This is a genomic window from Intestinimonas sp. RTP31139st1_F5_RTP31139_211217 (genome assembly GCF_040226735.1).
Classification (GTDB): Bacteria; Bacillota; Clostridia; order Oscillospirales; family Oscillospiraceae; genus Intestinimonas; species Intestinimonas butyriciproducens.
Genome location: NZ_JBCOAQ010000047.1, coordinates 1 through 14,581, shown reverse-complemented (window position 1 = coordinate 14,581; position 14,581 = coordinate 1). Strand labels below are relative to the sequence as shown.

The window sequence follows — 14,581 nt, the reverse complement described above, 5'->3', positions numbered from 1 at the left end:
ACCCCCAGCTCCATATCGTCTGGAATGAACCGCTGCGGGAGATCCACATCCAGCTCATGGGGGAGGTCCAGCTGGAGGTCCTGCGGGTGCTCATCGCGCAGCGGTTCGGCCTGGAGGTCGGCTTCAGCGCAGGGAGCATCGTCTACCGGGAGACCATCGCCGCGCCGGGGGAGGGGGTGGGCCACTTTGAGCCCCTGCGGCACTATGCGGAGGTCCACCTGCTGCTGGAGCCCGGCCCGCGGGGCAGCGGCCTGCAGTTCTTCTCCTCCTGCGGAGAGGACATGCTGGACCGGAACTGGCAGCGGCTCATCCTCACCCACCTGGCCGAGCGCAGCCACCCCGGCGTGCTCACCGGGTCCCCCGACACGGATCTGCGCATCACGCTGGTGGCCGGGCGGGTCCATGTGAAGCACACCGAGGGGGGCGACTTCCGCCAGGCCACCTATCGGGCGGTGCGCCAGGGTCTGATGCAGGCCGAGAGCATCCTTCTGGAGCCCTGGGACGAGTTCCGCCTGGAGCTCCCCGCCGAGCATGTGGGACGGGCCCTCTCCGACCTCCAGCGCATGACGGGGGAGGTCTCCCCGCCGGAGACGGAGGGGGAGGAGACGGTGCTCACCGGCGTGGCGCCGGTGGCCTGCCTGCGGGACTATGCCCGGGAGGTGGCCGCCTATACCCGGGGCCGGGGCAGGCTCTTCTGCACCCTGAGGGGCTACGCACCCTGTCATAACCAGGCGGAGGTGGTGGCCGCCCTGGGCTACGACAGCCTCCGGGACACGGAGAATCCGGCGGACTCGGTGTTCTGCGCCCATGGGGCGGGCTTCACCGTGAAATGGGACCAGGTTCGGAAATACATGCACGTGGACAGCGGTCTCTGCCTGGAAAAGGCGGAGGAAGTGGAAGCCCCTCCGGCCGCCCGGCGGGCCCCCGCCGGCTATGCCCACTCCCTGGAACAGGACAAGGAGCTCCAGGCCATCTTCGAGCGGACCTACGGGCCGGTGAAGCGGCGGGACTTCCAGCCCCAGGCCCGGCCGCCCCGCCGGGAGACGGAGGAAGCCGGGGAGAAGCGGAGCATCCGCCCCCCGGACCTGGGGCCGGAATACCTGCTGGTGGACGGCTACAACATCATTTTCGCCTGGGAGGACCTGAAGGCGGTAGCGCGGGACAGCCTGGACGCCGCGCGGCAGCTGCTCATGGACCTTTTGAGCAACTACCAGGGGTTCCGCAAGTGCGAGGTCATTCTGGTCTTCGACGCCTACAAGGTCCCCAGGAACACGGGCGAGGTGGTCCGCTACCACAATATCTATGTGGTCTATACCAGGGAGGCCGAGACGGCGGACGCCTATATCGAGAAGGCCACCTATGAGATCGGGAAAAAGCACCGGGTCCGGGTGGCCACCTCCGATGGCGCGGAACAGCTCATCATTCTGGGCCACGGGGCCCTGCGCCTCTCCGCCTCCGCCTTCCGGGCGGAGCTGGAGCGGACCGGCGGAGAGATTCGGGACATTCTGGAGCGGAACAACCGCCGGGTGCGGTCCCAGCCGGTGAAGGCCGCCCTGGACCGGGCCGGAGAGGCCCGGCGGCGGGAGAGAGAGGAGGGGTCATGATGGACAAGCGGTATACCCGCCTCAAGCTGAAGATGCTCCTGCTGGTGGTGGCGGGCACCCTGGGCGCGCTGGCCGCGGCCCTCTTCCTCTGGGAGATGGTGGTGGACGGCCTGCTCCAGGACCCCTTTGCCCGGAGCGTGCTGTGGGTGTGCCAGAACCTGTTCGGCTGTGACGAGGCGGGGGCGCTGGAGATCTACCAGCACGTCTTCCGCAATCACAAGGGCACCTGGCTGCTGGTGGGGACCATCCTTCTGATGCTGGGGGCTTTTTACGTGGCGATGGGGCGGTTCATCCGCTGGCTGGACCAGATCGGCGCGGCGGTGCGCCAGGTGGTGAACGAGACCGGAGAGACGGTGCGCCTGCCCAAGGAGCTCCGGCCCGTGGAGGAGGACCTGCGGTCCATCCAGCGGACCCTGGGAGGGCGGGAGACCGAGGCCAGGGAAGCGGAGCAGCGGCGGCAGGACCTGGTGGCCTTCCTGGCCCACGACCTCAAGACCCCGCTCACCTCTGTGCTGGGCTACCTCAACCTGCTCCACGACGAGCCGGGACTCACGGCGGAGCAGCGGGCCAAATATACGGGCATCGCCCTGGACAAGGCCAAGCGGCTGGAGGAGCTCATCAGCGAATTTTTCGACATCACCCGGATGGACTTCCGCACTCTGGGCGGGAACGGAGAGCCCATTCAGCTCTCCATCCTGCTGGAGCAGCTGGTGGACGAGTTTTACCCCGCCTTCGCGGGGAAGGACCTCACCTGCCGCACGGACATCGCCTCCCGGCTGGTGGTCCGGGGGGACCCGGACAAGCTGGCCCGGGTGTTCGACAACGTCCTGCGCAACGCCGTGAGCTACAGTGTGTCCGGCGGCCAGGTGGACCTGGAGGCCAGGGTCGACGGAGAGAGCGTGGAGATCGCCGTGCGCAACGAGGGCCTGGAGATCCCGGAAAAGGAGCTGACCAATATCTTTCAGAAATTTTACCGCCTGGATCAGGCCCGCTCCACCCGCACCGGCGGCGCCGGGCTGGGTCTGGCCATCGCCCGGGAGATCGTGGAGCGCCACGGCGGCTCCATTCGGGCGGAGAGCGACGGCAGGCGCACCAGCTTTGTGATCCGCCTGCCCCGCGCGGAGGAGGAGACGCCATGACAAAACAGGAGGCCGCACAGGCCTATCTGCGCCGGGACCCGGTGCTGTACGCCAATCTGCTGGAGGCGCTGCGGCGGGGGAGCGCCGAGCTGCTGGAGGCCGGGGAGGGGGGCGTCCTCCTCTACGAGCGGGGATGCGGGGCGTACATGATGTCCGCAGCCTCCCCGGCGGTGGCAGGGCGGCTGCTGGGAATGGTCTCGGCGGACTGCGACCTTTTCGTGGGCCATGAGCTGGCGTATTTTGAGCAGGCAAAGGCCCGGTGGGGCTTCCCACTGAGCCAGATCTGCTACTCCGCCGCCTATCTGGGGACGGAGCCGCTGCCCCTGCCCGCCTTTGACGGGGCGCTGCGTCCCCTGGACCGGACCTGGGCCCCCTGGATTCTCCGGCACTACAGCCACGCCTTTGGGGGCCTGCCCTATATGGAGGAGGCCGTGAGGCGCGGGGTCCTGGGGGCGTTCCCCACCGGCAGCAACCAGCCCGCGGGTTTCGTGGGCTTTCATGAGGAGGGGAGCATCGGCATGCTGGAGGTGCTGCCCGCCTGGCGGCGCCGGGGCCTGGGCGAGCTCCTCCTGCGGGCGGCGGTAAACCGGGCGCTGGAGCGGGGCGCCCTCCCCTTCGCCCAGGTGATCGAGGACAACGCTCCCTCTCTGGCCCTCCAGCAAAAGGCCGGCCTGACCCTGTCCGGGACCCGGATGTTCTGGCTCATGCGGGAATAAAAAAGCGGCGGGTACCCTTTCTGGGTACCCGCCGCAGCGGTTTTGCCCCGCAGGGGGAAAGAGGCCTGTTTTTTACGGTGTTGTTCGGCAAAGCATGCATTGCCGGCCCTCTTTGGGCGAGGACGCTAAAATGAGAAAAAGGGATTAAGGGATGGCGGGAGTGGGAAAACTAAGAGCACTACATAAGAGGATGGTGCTCAGATATGACGGGAACATTGCGGGAGAACAACCGGCTGCGCCGCTGGGAGGCGGCGCTCTTGGTGGGGGTGGCGGTGGCCATGCTCTGGGGGGTGTGGCTGGACCGGGAGCAGGCCGCCCTGGCGGACAAGGTCATCCGCCTCCATGTCCTGGCAAACTCCGACTCAGAGGCCGACCAGGCCCTGAAGCTGCGGGTGCGGGACCGCATCCTAGCGGAGGCCGCCGACCTCTTCGCGCCGGGGGAGACGGTGGCGCAGGCCCGGGAGACCCTCACCCTCGCCCTGCCCGCCCTGGCGGAGGCCGGGGCGGAGGTGGTGCGGGAGGAGGGGTACGAATACGCCGTCTCCGCCTCCCTGGAGGAAAACGTCTGGTTCCCCACCAAGCAGTACACTGATTTCGCCCTCCCCCAGGGGAGTTATACCGCCCTGCGGGTGGTCATCGGCGAGGGCGGGGGAGGGAACTGGTGGTGCGTGGTCTTTCCACCGCTGTGCCTGGGCTCCGTCACCGAGACCACCGAGGAGGCCGCCGCCCTGGGGGACCTGAGCGAGAGCGACGTGGCCCTGATGACCGGAGAGGACGAGGGCTATGTGGTCAAATTCAAGGCCATCGAGCTGTGGGAGGACTTCAAGGGCTGGGCGGAGGGCCGCTAGACGGCGTCTTCAGGTCCGGATTCCAGACCCAGTGGCGGCAGCGAAAGAGATTCGGGGCCTGCCCGCGCTCTGCGGGGCGGGTGCAGTGGCCGTATGCCAGGGGGACATAGCGCCCGCCCCGCTTGATGTAATGGGGACAGTAATATCGGCAGGTCATACATTCCACCGTGGGCAGGCAGTCTTGACAGAGCATGTGGATCACCTCAATTTTTTGATTTAAACCAGATTGACTTGACGGCAGTCCGGTTCAGGTTATTTATACTCCTAAGTGAGGCGAAACTCATTATTTTAACCTGAAACAGATTAATCTATTAATATATCAGTCTGTCAATAAAGTGTAATGCTGCGATTTTTGCTGCAAGAGCCTCGCAGAGTTCCGTCGTCCGCAGACGACGGAAGAGCATCAAAGCGTGTTTTTCGGCGGCGTGTACGTCGAAAAACACTCATTTCAGGCCGCAAGTGTGCGAGCGCTAGCGAGTGCGCGCAGCGGCCTGCATCTCCTCGAAAAAATGCTTGCATTTTTGAGAAGCGTGTCGAACTTTTTCGACACGCTGAAGCGGTGGACCGCCGCTTTTCAGCTTTATCATCCGATCCCGCCGTAGAGGATGCCGCAGACCAGTACCACGGCGGTGAGGATTACATAGACGTATTTGGACAAAAAGTCGAAGCCCCGCCCCAGCGGACGCTTCCGCCCCAGGGCCAGCTCAGCTTTGACCGCCGGGAGGCCCAGCACCCAATAGAGGATCACCGCCGCCAGCACGGCCCCGAAGGGGGCGATGTAGATGGTGACGGCGTCCATCCAGGCCCCCATGGAGGGGAGGGCCTCCAGAAAGACGCCCACGGCAGAGGTGACGCCCCCCACGATGAGGACCGAGAGGGTACGGGAGAGCCGGGCGCCCCGGCCCAGGGATTCGCTGACCGCCTCCAGCATGTTGATAAGGGAGGTGATGCCGGCGAAGAGGACCGAGACGAAGAACAAAATGGAGAAAAAGCGCCCGCCGGGCATCTGCTGAAAGACGCGGGGCAGGGTGATGAACATGAGGGGAGGGCCGCTCTCCGGGGCGATGCCGAAGGCAAAGACGGCCGGGAGGATGGCGAAGCCGGCCAGGAGGGCGGCGGCGGTGTCCAGCATGGCGGTCATGACGGACTGGTGGATGATGTCCTCCGACTTCTTCATATAGCTGCCGTAGATGAGCATGCCCGCGCCGTTGATGGACAGGCTGAAAAAGGCCTGCCCCATGGCCATGACCCAGGTGTCGAAGCGCAGCAGATAGGACCAGTCCGGCTCCAGCAGGTAGCGGTAGCCCTCCACCGCGCCGGGCAGGAAGGCCACCCGCACGGCGATGATGAGAAAGAGGACATAGAAGACGGGCATCATGAATTTGCTGATTTTTTCAATGCCGCCGGCCACTCCCAGGATGAGGATGAGCACGGTGGCGGCGATGACCAGAAGGTGCCAGGGCACCGAGCCGAAGGACACCGCCAGGGCGGAAAAATAGCCGTCCGGGTCCCCAGCCAGGACCGCCCCGGTGAGGGAGCCCACGGCGTAGTTGAGGACCCAGCCCACCACCACCGAGTAGCCGATGGCGATGCCCAGCACGCCCAGGAGGGGAAGGACCCCCAGCGCGGCGCCGCCCCTGAGGCCGCGGGTTTTGAGCGCGTAGTCGAAGGAGCCCCGGGTCCCGGTGCCGGTGAGCCGCCCAAAGGCGAACTCCCCGGAGAGGCCCACATAGGAGAAGAGCGCCACGAAGAGGAAGTAGGGGATCAGAAACGCCCCGCCGCCGTATTGGCCCACCCGGTAGGGGAAGAGCCAGATGTTGCCCATTCCCACGGCGGAGCCCACCGCCGCCAGGATCGCTCCCATGGAGCTGGTAAAGGTGCCTCCGTGCTTGTGCTGCATAGCGACCTCCAGATATCTGATGTAATTTTGTGTTCTGCCCGGTCAGCCGCCCGGGCGCCAGAGCTCGGGCAGTGCGTAAACCGTATTCCCCTGCCAGCCCGTGACGGTGTGGGCGGTGAGCATGGAGTTGAGCACCGCCTCCTCCGCACACTCCGCCGCCGCCCGGAAGGGGAGGTCCAGCAGCTCCTCGTGGAAGGCCGTCGTCATGCGCACGGCGTTTTCCGCGCGGAAATCGAAGGGATTGGCGGTGGAGAAGGCTACAAAGACCTCGCCGCTGCCGTGACCGATGTGGGACCCCAGCCGGGCCAGGCCCACCGAGACCCGGCGGGCCACCCGGGCAAGCTGCCGGGCGTCCAGAGGCAGGTCGGTGGCCAGCACGGCGATGATGGAGCCCTGATCCGCCGCCCGGGTCTCCAGCGTCCGGGCCAGCCCGGCGCCGATGTTGACGCCGGAGACGGTCAGATCTGACAACACGCCGTGATTCGACTGCACTAAAATACCAATGGTATAGGTTCTCCCGTCGAACGCCAGGACCCGGGAGGCCGAGCCGATGCCGCCCTTGAGACCGTGGCAGATCATGCCCTTGCCGCCGCCCACGTCGCCCTCGGCAAAGTCCTGGCAGGCGGAGGCCAGGGCGGAAAAGACATGTTCCCGGCCCACCGCCCGCTCCGCAATGTGGTTGAGGGTGGAGTCGTTGCACTCGCACACCAGGGGGTTCACGGACCGGAGCGCCACCCCCTCGGCCTCACAGCGGGAGAGCATGTACTCCACCATGGCGTCGTGGACCAGGCCCACATTGAGGGTGTTGGTGAGGGCGATGGGGGTTTCCAGGGTGCCCAGCTCCTGGAGCTGCAGGAGCCCCGCCGTCTTGCCGAAGCCGTTGAAGGGGCAGACGCCGGCGGGGAGCTTATGGGTAAAGGGGTTCTGGGGGCCGGGCAGGATCACGGTGACCCCGGTCTTGTGCGTGGGGGTGTCCACCGTGGCGTGACCCACCAGTACGCCGGGCACGTCGGTGATCTTGTTCCGGGGGCCCCTGGGCAGAGAACCCACCCGGATGCCGAAGTCCTGTGCGCGCATCTGGAACATGAAAACGCCTCCGTCCTGTGTCGGTGAGAGCCATTGTACCAGAAAATCCGGGATTTGGCAATGGAGAGCTCCCGCTCCGCTTGCTTGACAGCCATGTTATACTGAAATCACTCAATGAGAACATCATGGGGAGGCAATTCAAGGATGACAGACCAAGAATTGCTCCAGGCAATGCGCCAAATGATGCAGGAAGAGCTAAAGCCCATAAACCAGCGGCTGGACACCATGGAAGAGGGCCTGGAAGAAGTCCGGACTGGAGTAAATATCCTCTTGGACTGGGCGGAGAGAGCGAGCCATGTACTGGAATTTCCCCTGCCAAAAGTAATTGAATAAACCAAAAGAGAGAGGAAAGTGCGCCCTTTTCCGACGCAGAGAGCAGAAAAACAATGAAAAGGCAGGGCGTGCCCTCCCCGCTGGCGGAGGGCACGGAAACCACGGGTGGAAATGAGGAATCAATATGTTCAGAGAAATGCGCCGCAGGAAACAGGCTCTGTCCCCGGAGAGCTGTGTGGAGGTCCTCCGGAAGGGGACCTCCGGGGTGCTGGCGGTGTCCGGTGACGACGGATACCCCTATGCCGTGCCCCTGAGCTACGTCTATGACGACGGCAGGCTGTTTTTCCACTGCGCCCCCTCCGGGCACAAGCTGGACGCCATCGCGGGAAATGAAAAGGCGTCCTTCTGCGTGATCGACCAGGACCATGTGGTGCCGGAGGAGTACACCACCTACTACCGGAGTGTCATCGCGTTCGGAAGGGCCAGGGTCCTGAAGGACGAGGGAGAGAAGCGCGCCGCCCTGGAAAAGCTGGCGGAACGGTACTCCCCCCGGCAGGAAGAGGGCCGCAGGGCGGAGATCGACAAGCTCTTTCAGCAGGTGTGCATGGTGGAGCTGGCCGTGGAGCATCTGTCCGGCAAGGAGGCCATGGAGCTTGCCGCGGAAAAGGAGCGGTAAGGGAAGCCCTGCCGTCCTGCACAAATCCCGTTGCGTTCGATGGAACAGGAGATCTTTTGACAAAAAGCCCGCATACCATTGTACAATGGTATGCGGGCTTTTTGTCGTATTCAGCCCCGCTCGTCCAGGGGGATGAACTTCTGAAGGGGGGCCACCGCCTTATAGGCGGGACGGATGATCTTGTTGCCGGGGTTGTAGACCTCCTCCACCCGGTGGGCGCACCAGCCCACCATGCGGGCCATGGCGAAGAGGGGGGTGTAGAGCTCCTCGGGGATGTCCAGCATCCGGTAGACCAAGCCCGAATAGAGGTCCAGATTGGCGCAGAGCGGCTTGGGGACGCCCCTGGAGCCGTTGATGACCTCGGGGGCCAGGCGCTCCACCGCCTCCACCAACTCGAACTCCTCCAGCATCCCCTTCTCATCGGCCAGGGTCTTGGCAAACTGCTTGAGGAGCTTGGCCCGGGGGTCGGAAAGGGTGTAGATGGCGTGCCCCATGCCGTAAATGAGGCCGGAACGGTCCCCGGCCTCCTTCCGCTGGAGCTTCAGGAGGAAATCCCGCACCTGACCGTCGTCCTTCCAGTCCCGGACGCCCTCCTGGATATAGCGGAACATCTCCATGACCTTCTTGTTGGCGCCGCCGTGGCGGGGGCCCTTCAGGGACCCCACCGCCGCCGAGACGGCAGCGTAGATATCCGTGCCGGAGGAGGAGAGGACCCGGCAGGCAAAGGCGGAGTTGTTGCCGCCGCCGTGCTCGGCGTGGACCACCATGCACAGATCCAGGAGCTTGGCCTCCCGCTCGGTGAAGCGGTTGTCGTGGCGCATGGCGTAGAGGAAGTTCTCCGCGAAGGAGAGCCCCTCCTGGGGGCGGTGGAGATACAGGGAGTCGTTGTCAAAGTAGTGGCGCTTGGCCGCGTAGGAGTGGGCGATGATCATGGGGCACCGGGCCACCAGCTGCAGGGCCTGGCGCAGCTCATTCTCCAGGGACCTGCCCTCCGGGTCCTCGTCATAGCAGTAGAGGGCCAGGATGCATCGGCCCAGGCGGTTCATGATGTCCCGGCCCGGCACCCGGAGGATCATATCCTCGGTGAAGTTGGGCGGCAGGGGGCGCAGCTCGGAGAGCACATGGTTGAAATCCGCCAGCTCTTTTCGGGTGGGCAGAGCCCCGAAGAGGAGCAGATAGGCCGTCTCCTCAAAGCCGAACCGCCCCTCGGACATAAAGCCGTGGATCAGGTCCTCGATACTGATGCCCCTGTAGATGAGCCGGCCCTCCATGGGGACTCGCTCGCCGTCCTGGATGTAGTAGCCCTGGACGTTGCCGATCTGGGTGATGCCGGCCATAACGCCCGTGCCGTCGGCGTTGCGGAGGCCCCGCTTAACGTCGATATGCTCGTAATAGGAGGGATCGATATAGTTATGCTTCTGGAATTCCCCGCATAGACTCTGGATAAAGTCACGGGTCTGCGCGGCCTCGTCGCCGCGCATCGGGACGGTCTGCATGCCGGTGGCCTCCTTCGCACAGTAGTGTGCAACAGTTTGCACTATTTTACGCCAAAGGACACGCCGCGTCAACGGTCGGGAATGAAAAAGATGGGAGGATGGAAAAATGAGATCTGTCGTGGCTACGGCCTTGGTGCTTCTGCTGGCCCTGTTTATCGGCCCGATCCTGTTCCTGCGGGGGGAGGCCCCGGGGCCGGAGGAGCCCCTGCCCTCGCCCACGGCCACCCTGCCCATCGACCGCACCGTGACCTCCCCCGACCCGGGCAGTGACGCCTCCACCACGATCAAGGTAAAGCTGTCCGACGGTGCGGTGGTCTCCCTCTCCATGGCGGACTACCTCTGGCGGGTGGTGGCGGCGGAGATGCCAGCCTCCTTCGAGCCGGAAGCCCTCAAGGCCCAGGCCGTCACGGCCAGGACGTATACGCTCTACAAGCGGAGCATCGGGGTGAACCCCAACCACCCGGACGCCGACGTCTGTGCCGACATCAACTGCTGTCAGGCCTACCTGGACCCGGACAAGGCCGCCGCCAACTGGGGGGACAGCGCCCAGACCTATACGGAGAAGATCGCCCAGGCCGTCTCTTCCACGGACGGACAGGCCATCCTCTACGACGGCGCGCCCATCGACGCGGTGTTCTTCTCCTCCGCGGCGGGGCGGACCCTGAGCTCAGTGGAGGTGTGGGGCGGCAGCGTGCCCTATCTGGAGAGCGTGGAGAGCCCGGAGGGGGAGGAGGTCCCCAATTACCGCACCACCGTGGAGGTGCCGGCGGAGGAGTTCAGGACCACTTTCCTGGCCCAGTATCCCCAGGCCGATCTCTCCGGAGAGGCGTCGGAGTGGTTTGGGGAGACGGTACCCACCTCCTCCGGCGGGGTGGAGACCATGTCCGTAGGGGGCGTGACGGTGAAGGGCACCGCCCTGCGCACCCTCTTCGGCCTGCGCTCCGCCAGCTTTACCGTGGAGGCGGAGGGGGACCAGGTGGTCTTTTCCGTGACAGGCTACGGCCACGGCGTGGGGATGAGCCAGTACGGCGCAAACGCTCTGGCCAAGGAGGGGAAGAGCTACCTGGACATCCTCACCCACTACTATACCGGCGTCACGGTGGCGCCCTGGAGCGGGAGCTGATTTGTGCGCAGCATCCTACGCCTGCGGAAAAAACTTTAAAAATTCTTCAGATTTTATCCCTGGATTTGTAACAAAAAACAGAGTACAATCGTCCTTGCTTATGAGAAGATGATTTCATCTGAAGGGAGGCGATCGGCGTGGCGCTCAACTGGAACGAGGAGCAGACCCGCCGCCGGATGCTGGCGGTGCCCGTGGCCTATTTTTTCTTCTATCTGCTCTACTTTACCCTCTTGCAGGAATATGCCCGCCCGAAGTTCTGGGTCTACACCGAGCTGGACGCCTATATCCCGTTTTTTGAGGGGTTCGTGATCCCCTATGTGCTGTGGTTCCCCCTGGTGCCCCTCATGTTCCTCTATTTCCACCGGCGGGACCCGGAGAGCTATGTCTATCTGTGCCGCACCATCCTCACGGGGCTCACCCTGTGTCTGCTCATCTACACGGTGCTGCCCAACGGCCAGCTCCTGCGCCGGCCTCTGCCCCGCGACAACATCCTGTGCCAACTGGTGGCGCTCATCCGGAAAACCGATCCGCCCATCAACGTCTGTCCCTCCATCCACGGCTTTGTCTCGGCCACCATCGGCATCGCCGCCGCCCGGGCCGGGTCCCTGCGGGAACACAAGGCGGTCCGGAGAGGGATCCTCACGCTGACTATCCTCATCTGCATGTCCACCATGTTCCTCAAGCAACACTCGGCGGTGGACGTGGTCTGCGGTCTCATCCTGAGCGTGGTGCTGGATCTGCTGGTCCGCCGGTGGAATCCCGGCCTGGGCCTGCTGCGCCTGGTGGTCCGGCCCCGGGCCGGAGGAAGGACCGTGATGGAGACCTGAGCGCAGGGCGCACTCTTTTAACAGGCTGAGGGGCACCGCGGAATGTGAGTTCCGCGGCGCCCCTGTCTTTATGTATCACCAGAAACAGGGCGGCTCCGAGCCGCTTCGTAAACAGGGAGCTACCGCTCCTGTCCCAAGATATCGTAATACGCATCGCTATATGGAATTTGACTGCCATCAAAATGCGTCTGCGATGCCTTCACATATTCATACGGGTTGTCCATGGGGGACAGCTTCAGCTCCTCGCGGAGCTTCCCGACGCGCGCGATCTGCTCCGCGGTGCGAAGAGCGCGCTCGTTTTGCAGATGCTGATCAAACTGCGCCCTGCTCATCCACACGATTTGTTCCACTGGATTTGCAGAGCCGCAGGTGATGACCAGGCGCATAAAATCCTCAAACGTTTCGGCCAGCGGATAGACATATGTCTCGGCACAGCTTTCGGGGTTGGAGGCGAACACCATTTCTCCACATTCAGGAAGAAAGCAGTATAAAATGCAGCCCTCAAAGCCGATTGCGGTTGCATTCACGGGATAGCAAAAGTGAGGGACGGCGATTTCCGAATCGGTAAACCCGATAAGGCTTCCATCAATCCCCAGACTTCTATAGATTTGGAACAAGCCCAAATTTAAACCTCCCCTCAATTTTAAATGGATGCATTTGCAACAATTTTTCATCGGCAGCGGACGAATGCAAGCTGCCGTCAAATGTCCAAAGCACTGTTCCTCGCCTTGACAGACCATGGTATACTAAAATAGATAGAGTATGTCCCCACCGGACAGAAGGAGTAGGAACAATGATGAACGAGAGATACGACGTTGCCATCATCGGCTGCGGAGAGGCCGGTATCTACGCGGGCTATGAGCTGATGCGCAGAAATCCGGAGCTGAAGGTGGTGGTCCTGGAGCAGGGGCGCGACATCTACAGCCGCAGCTGCCCCATCGTGGCCGGCAAGGTGAAGGACTGTATCCAGTGCAAGGTCTGCGATACCATGTGCGGCTTCGGCGGGGCGGGGGCTTTCTCCGACGGCAAGTTCAACTTCACCACGGCCTTCGGCGGCTGGCTCACCGATTTCATGCCCGCACAGGAGGTCATGGACCTCATCGGCTATGTGGATTCCATCAACGTCGCCCACGGGGCCACCGAGGAGCTCTATTCCACAGACACTCCCGCCGCCCGGGCCCTGGAGAAAAAGGCACTGGAGTTCGACCTCCATCTCCTACAGGCCAAGGTCAAGCATCTGGGGACCGAAAAGAATCTGGTCATCCTCCAGAATATCTATGAGGACCTGAAGCAGGGCATCGAGTTCCGGTTCCATACCGCCGTACAGGCCATCCATACCGCCGATCAAGGCTACCGCCTGACCCTCAGCGGAGGTGGAGAGCTCTCCTGCGACTGGCTCATCGCCGCCCCCGGGCGCTCCGGCGCCGAGTGGTTCGCCAACCAATGCAAGGACCTGGGCATCGCCCTCATCAACAACCAGGTGGACATCGGCGTACGGGTGGAGCTGCCCGCCCGGGTCTTTGAGCACATCACTGACGTGGTGTACGAGTCCAAGCTGGTCTACCGGACCAAGCAGTACGGCGACCAGGTGCGCACCTTCTGCATGAACCCTTATGGCCACGTGGTGGCCGAGAACGTGGAGGGCATCAACACGGTGAACGGCCACTCCTATGCCGACCCCGCCCTGCAGAGCGAGAACACCAATTTCGCCCTGCTGGTGTCCAACCGCTTTACCGAGCCCTTCAACGAGCCCTACCGCTACGGCAAGCACATCGCGTCCCTGTCCAACATGCTGGCCGGTGGCGTGCTGGTCCAGCGCTTCGGCGATCTGGTGAAGGGCGTGCGGACCAACGACCACCGGATGAGCAAGTCCTTCACCCGGCCCACCCTCACCGCCGCCGTGCCCGGCGACCTGTCCCTTGCCCTGCCCAAGCGGCAGTTGGACGACATCATAGAGATGATCTACCAACTGGACAAGCTGGCCCCGGGTACCGCCAACTACGACACCCTTCTCTACGGCGCGGAGGTGAAGTTCTACTCCTCCCGGCTCACCCTGAGCCCTGAATTGGAGACCCGGCTTCCCGGCATGTTTGCCATCGGCGACGGCGCGGGCATCACCCGGGGGCTGGCGCAGGCCGGCGCCTCCGGCGTCAAAGTGGCCCAGGTGATTTCCCGTCGGCTGTCGGAGAAGGTGTAAGAGACCTGGGCCACACGGCGCGCCGCCTGACACGGAGGGCGGCGCGCTTCCTATTTCTTTTGTACATCGAATATACGGAACAGTATGCAGGCCATAATTGTAACCACTTTGTAAAGAAAATGGGTTCTCCCAAGGGTTTTCCACATTATCCACAGGGTTTTCCACACCTGGTTATGTCAACGTGCAAAACTGGAATATGCATGTAAGGAGACATAAGAAGGCTGTCAAGGGGAAATGGGATGACGTTTTCCACAAAAATGATGAGGTGAGCGAAATGTCCGACTTGATCGCTGCGATCAGCACCCCCCTGAGCCCCTCCGCCATCGGGATCCTCCGCCTGTCGGGGCCGGGAGCGGCAGCGGCGGCGGACCGGGTCTTTCGCGCCCGGAGCGGCCGCCCGCTGGCTGAGGCGCCCAGCCGCACTCTGGTGTACGGCTCCCTTCTGGACCGGGAGGGGCGGGTGGTGGATCAGGTGTTGGCTACGGTCTCCCGCGCGCCGCACAGCTATACCGGGGAAGACACGGCGGAGCTCCAGTGCCACGGCTCGCCCATGGTGCTCTCCCTGGGACTGGAGGCCCTTTGCGCCGCGGGGGCCCGTCTGGCGCAGCCCGGGGAGTTTACCAAAAGGGCCTTCCTGAACGGCAGGCTGGACCTCCCCCAGGCCGAGGCGGTGGCCGACCTGCTGGAGGCCGAGAC

Annotated in this window: 14 protein-coding genes and 1 pseudogene; 10 read left to right on the top strand and 5 right to left on the bottom strand. The window is 63.7% G+C overall.

The genetic code is table 11. The features are described 5' to 3' along the window. From ABUA09_RS16605 to ABUA09_RS16590, 4 genes are all read left to right on the top strand, one after another. The coding region (locus ABUA09_RS16605; RefSeq protein WP_349949543.1) for an NYN domain-containing protein at positions 1-1,604 on the top strand (1,604 nt) is incomplete at its 5' end. After that, on the top strand, positions 1,604-2,743 hold the full coding sequence (locus ABUA09_RS16600; RefSeq protein ID WP_033118445.1) for a sensor histidine kinase: 1,140 nt from the start codon (positions 1,604-1,606) through the stop codon (positions 2,741-2,743). The genes ABUA09_RS16605 and ABUA09_RS16600, both read left to right, overlap by 1 nt. Then, on the top strand, positions 2,740-3,459 hold the full coding sequence (locus tag ABUA09_RS16595; protein WP_279204284.1) for a GNAT family N-acetyltransferase: 720 nt from the start codon (positions 2,740-2,742) through the stop codon (positions 3,457-3,459). Before ABUA09_RS16600 ends, ABUA09_RS16595 begins: the two co-directional genes overlap by 4 nt. A gap of 203 nt (positions 3,460-3,662) precedes the next feature. Further along, the gene (locus ABUA09_RS16590) at positions 3,663-4,307 is read left to right on the top strand and encodes a stage II sporulation protein R (protein WP_279204285.1); all 645 of its coding nucleotides are present in this window, start codon (positions 3,663-3,665) and stop codon (positions 4,305-4,307) included. Here the strand turns inward: ABUA09_RS16590 and ABUA09_RS16585 are convergent. From ABUA09_RS16585 to ABUA09_RS16575, 3 genes are all read right to left on the bottom strand, one after another. Next, complete coding sequence (locus tag ABUA09_RS16585) at positions 4,282-4,500, bottom strand: hypothetical protein (protein ID WP_156113828.1); 219 nt, start codon at positions 4,498-4,500, stop codon at positions 4,282-4,284. The two genes, ABUA09_RS16590 and ABUA09_RS16585, sit on opposite strands and share 26 nt — an antisense overlap. A gap of 390 nt (positions 4,501-4,890) precedes the next feature. Beyond that, positions 4,891-6,207: a sodium-dependent transporter gene (locus tag ABUA09_RS16580; protein ID WP_195607709.1), complete on the bottom strand. Its 1,317-nt coding sequence runs from the start codon at positions 6,205-6,207 to the stop codon at positions 4,891-4,893. 42 nt (positions 6,208-6,249) lie between these two features. Beyond that, positions 6,250-7,293 carry a DmpA family aminopeptidase gene (locus ABUA09_RS16575; protein WP_195973676.1) on the bottom strand — a complete coding sequence of 348 codons (1,044 nt, stop codon included), beginning with the start codon at positions 7,291-7,293 and terminating at the stop codon, positions 6,250-6,252. Positions 7,294-7,437: 144 nt separating this feature from the next. Here ABUA09_RS16575 and ABUA09_RS16570 point away from each other — a divergent pair, with 144 nt between their 5' ends. Together ABUA09_RS16570 and ABUA09_RS16565 are read left to right on the top strand one after the other, a co-directional pair. After that, the gene (locus ABUA09_RS16570) at positions 7,438-7,626 is read left to right on the top strand and encodes a hypothetical protein (RefSeq protein WP_195607711.1); all 189 of its coding nucleotides are present in this window, start codon (positions 7,438-7,440) and stop codon (positions 7,624-7,626) included. A gap of 124 nt (positions 7,627-7,750) precedes the next feature. After that, on the top strand, positions 7,751-8,242 hold the full coding sequence (locus ABUA09_RS16565; protein WP_033117045.1) for a pyridoxamine 5'-phosphate oxidase family protein: 492 nt from the start codon (positions 7,751-7,753) through the stop codon (positions 8,240-8,242). A 110-nt stretch (positions 8,243-8,352) separates the two neighbouring features. Here ABUA09_RS16565 and ABUA09_RS16560 read toward each other — a convergent pair whose 3' ends face one another. Beyond that, positions 8,353-9,738 (bottom strand): citrate/2-methylcitrate synthase, encoded by a 1,386-nt coding sequence (locus ABUA09_RS16560; protein WP_242976505.1) that lies wholly within the window; start codon positions 9,736-9,738, stop codon positions 8,353-8,355. 106 nt (positions 9,739-9,844) lie between these two features. On the opposite strand from ABUA09_RS16560, the gene spoIID reads away from it, so the two are divergent. Next, positions 9,845-10,861, top strand: coding sequence for a stage II sporulation protein D (spoIID, locus tag ABUA09_RS16555; RefSeq protein ID WP_116721523.1), 1,017 nt, complete (start codon positions 9,845-9,847; stop codon positions 10,859-10,861). A 137-nt stretch (positions 10,862-10,998) separates the two neighbouring features. Further along, on the top strand, positions 10,999-11,688 hold the full coding sequence (locus ABUA09_RS16550; protein ID WP_349949542.1) for a phosphatase PAP2 family protein: 690 nt from the start codon (positions 10,999-11,001) through the stop codon (positions 11,686-11,688). A 119-nt stretch (positions 11,689-11,807) separates the two neighbouring features. On the opposite strand, the gene ABUA09_RS16545 is transcribed toward ABUA09_RS16550, so the two are convergent. Next, positions 11,808-12,311, bottom strand: a complete 504-nt coding sequence (locus tag ABUA09_RS16545) for a hypothetical protein (RefSeq protein WP_227152162.1) — start codon at positions 12,309-12,311, stop codon at positions 11,808-11,810. A gap of 170 nt (positions 12,312-12,481) precedes the next feature. Between ABUA09_RS16545 and ABUA09_RS16540 the strand changes: the two genes are divergently transcribed. Together ABUA09_RS16540 and ABUA09_RS16535 are read left to right on the top strand one after the other, a co-directional pair. Continuing rightward, positions 12,482-13,885 carry an NAD(P)/FAD-dependent oxidoreductase gene (locus tag ABUA09_RS16540; RefSeq protein WP_033117042.1) on the top strand — a complete coding sequence of 468 codons (1,404 nt, stop codon included), beginning with the start codon at positions 12,482-12,484 and terminating at the stop codon, positions 13,883-13,885. Positions 13,886-14,159: 274 nt separating this feature from the next. Further along, positions 14,160-14,581, top strand: a pseudogene (locus tag ABUA09_RS16535) (tRNA uridine-5-carboxymethylaminomethyl(34) synthesis GTPase MnmE); the annotation flags it as partial.

Coding starts and splice junctions, on each gene's coding strand:
- ABUA09_RS16600 (WP_033118445.1), top strand. CDS start 1,604: ATGGACAAGCGGTATACCCGCCTCAAGCTGAAGATGCTCCTGCTGGTG.
- ABUA09_RS16595 (WP_279204284.1), top strand. CDS start 2,740: ATGACAAAACAGGAGGCCGCACAGGCCTATCTGCGCCGGGACCCGGTG.
- ABUA09_RS16590 (WP_279204285.1), top strand. CDS start 3,663: ATGACGGGAACATTGCGGGAGAACAACCGGCTGCGCCGCTGGGAGGCG.
- ABUA09_RS16585 (WP_156113828.1), bottom strand. CDS start 4,500: ATGCTCTGTCAAGACTGCCTGCCCACGGTGGAATGTATGACCTGCCGA.
- ABUA09_RS16580 (WP_195607709.1), bottom strand. CDS start 6,207: ATGCAGCACAAGCACGGAGGCACCTTTACCAGCTCCATGGGAGCGATC.
- ABUA09_RS16575 (WP_195973676.1), bottom strand. CDS start 7,293: ATGTTCCAGATGCGCGCACAGGACTTCGGCATCCGGGTGGGTTCTCTG.
- ABUA09_RS16570 (WP_195607711.1), top strand. CDS start 7,438: ATGACAGACCAAGAATTGCTCCAGGCAATGCGCCAAATGATGCAGGAA.
- ABUA09_RS16565 (WP_033117045.1), top strand. CDS start 7,751: ATGTTCAGAGAAATGCGCCGCAGGAAACAGGCTCTGTCCCCGGAGAGC.
- ABUA09_RS16560 (WP_242976505.1), bottom strand. CDS start 9,738: ATGCAGACCGTCCCGATGCGCGGCGACGAGGCCGCGCAGACCCGTGAC.
- spoIID (WP_116721523.1), top strand. CDS start 9,845: ATGAGATCTGTCGTGGCTACGGCCTTGGTGCTTCTGCTGGCCCTGTTT.
- ABUA09_RS16540 (WP_033117042.1), top strand. CDS start 12,482: ATGATGAACGAGAGATACGACGTTGCCATCATCGGCTGCGGAGAGGCC.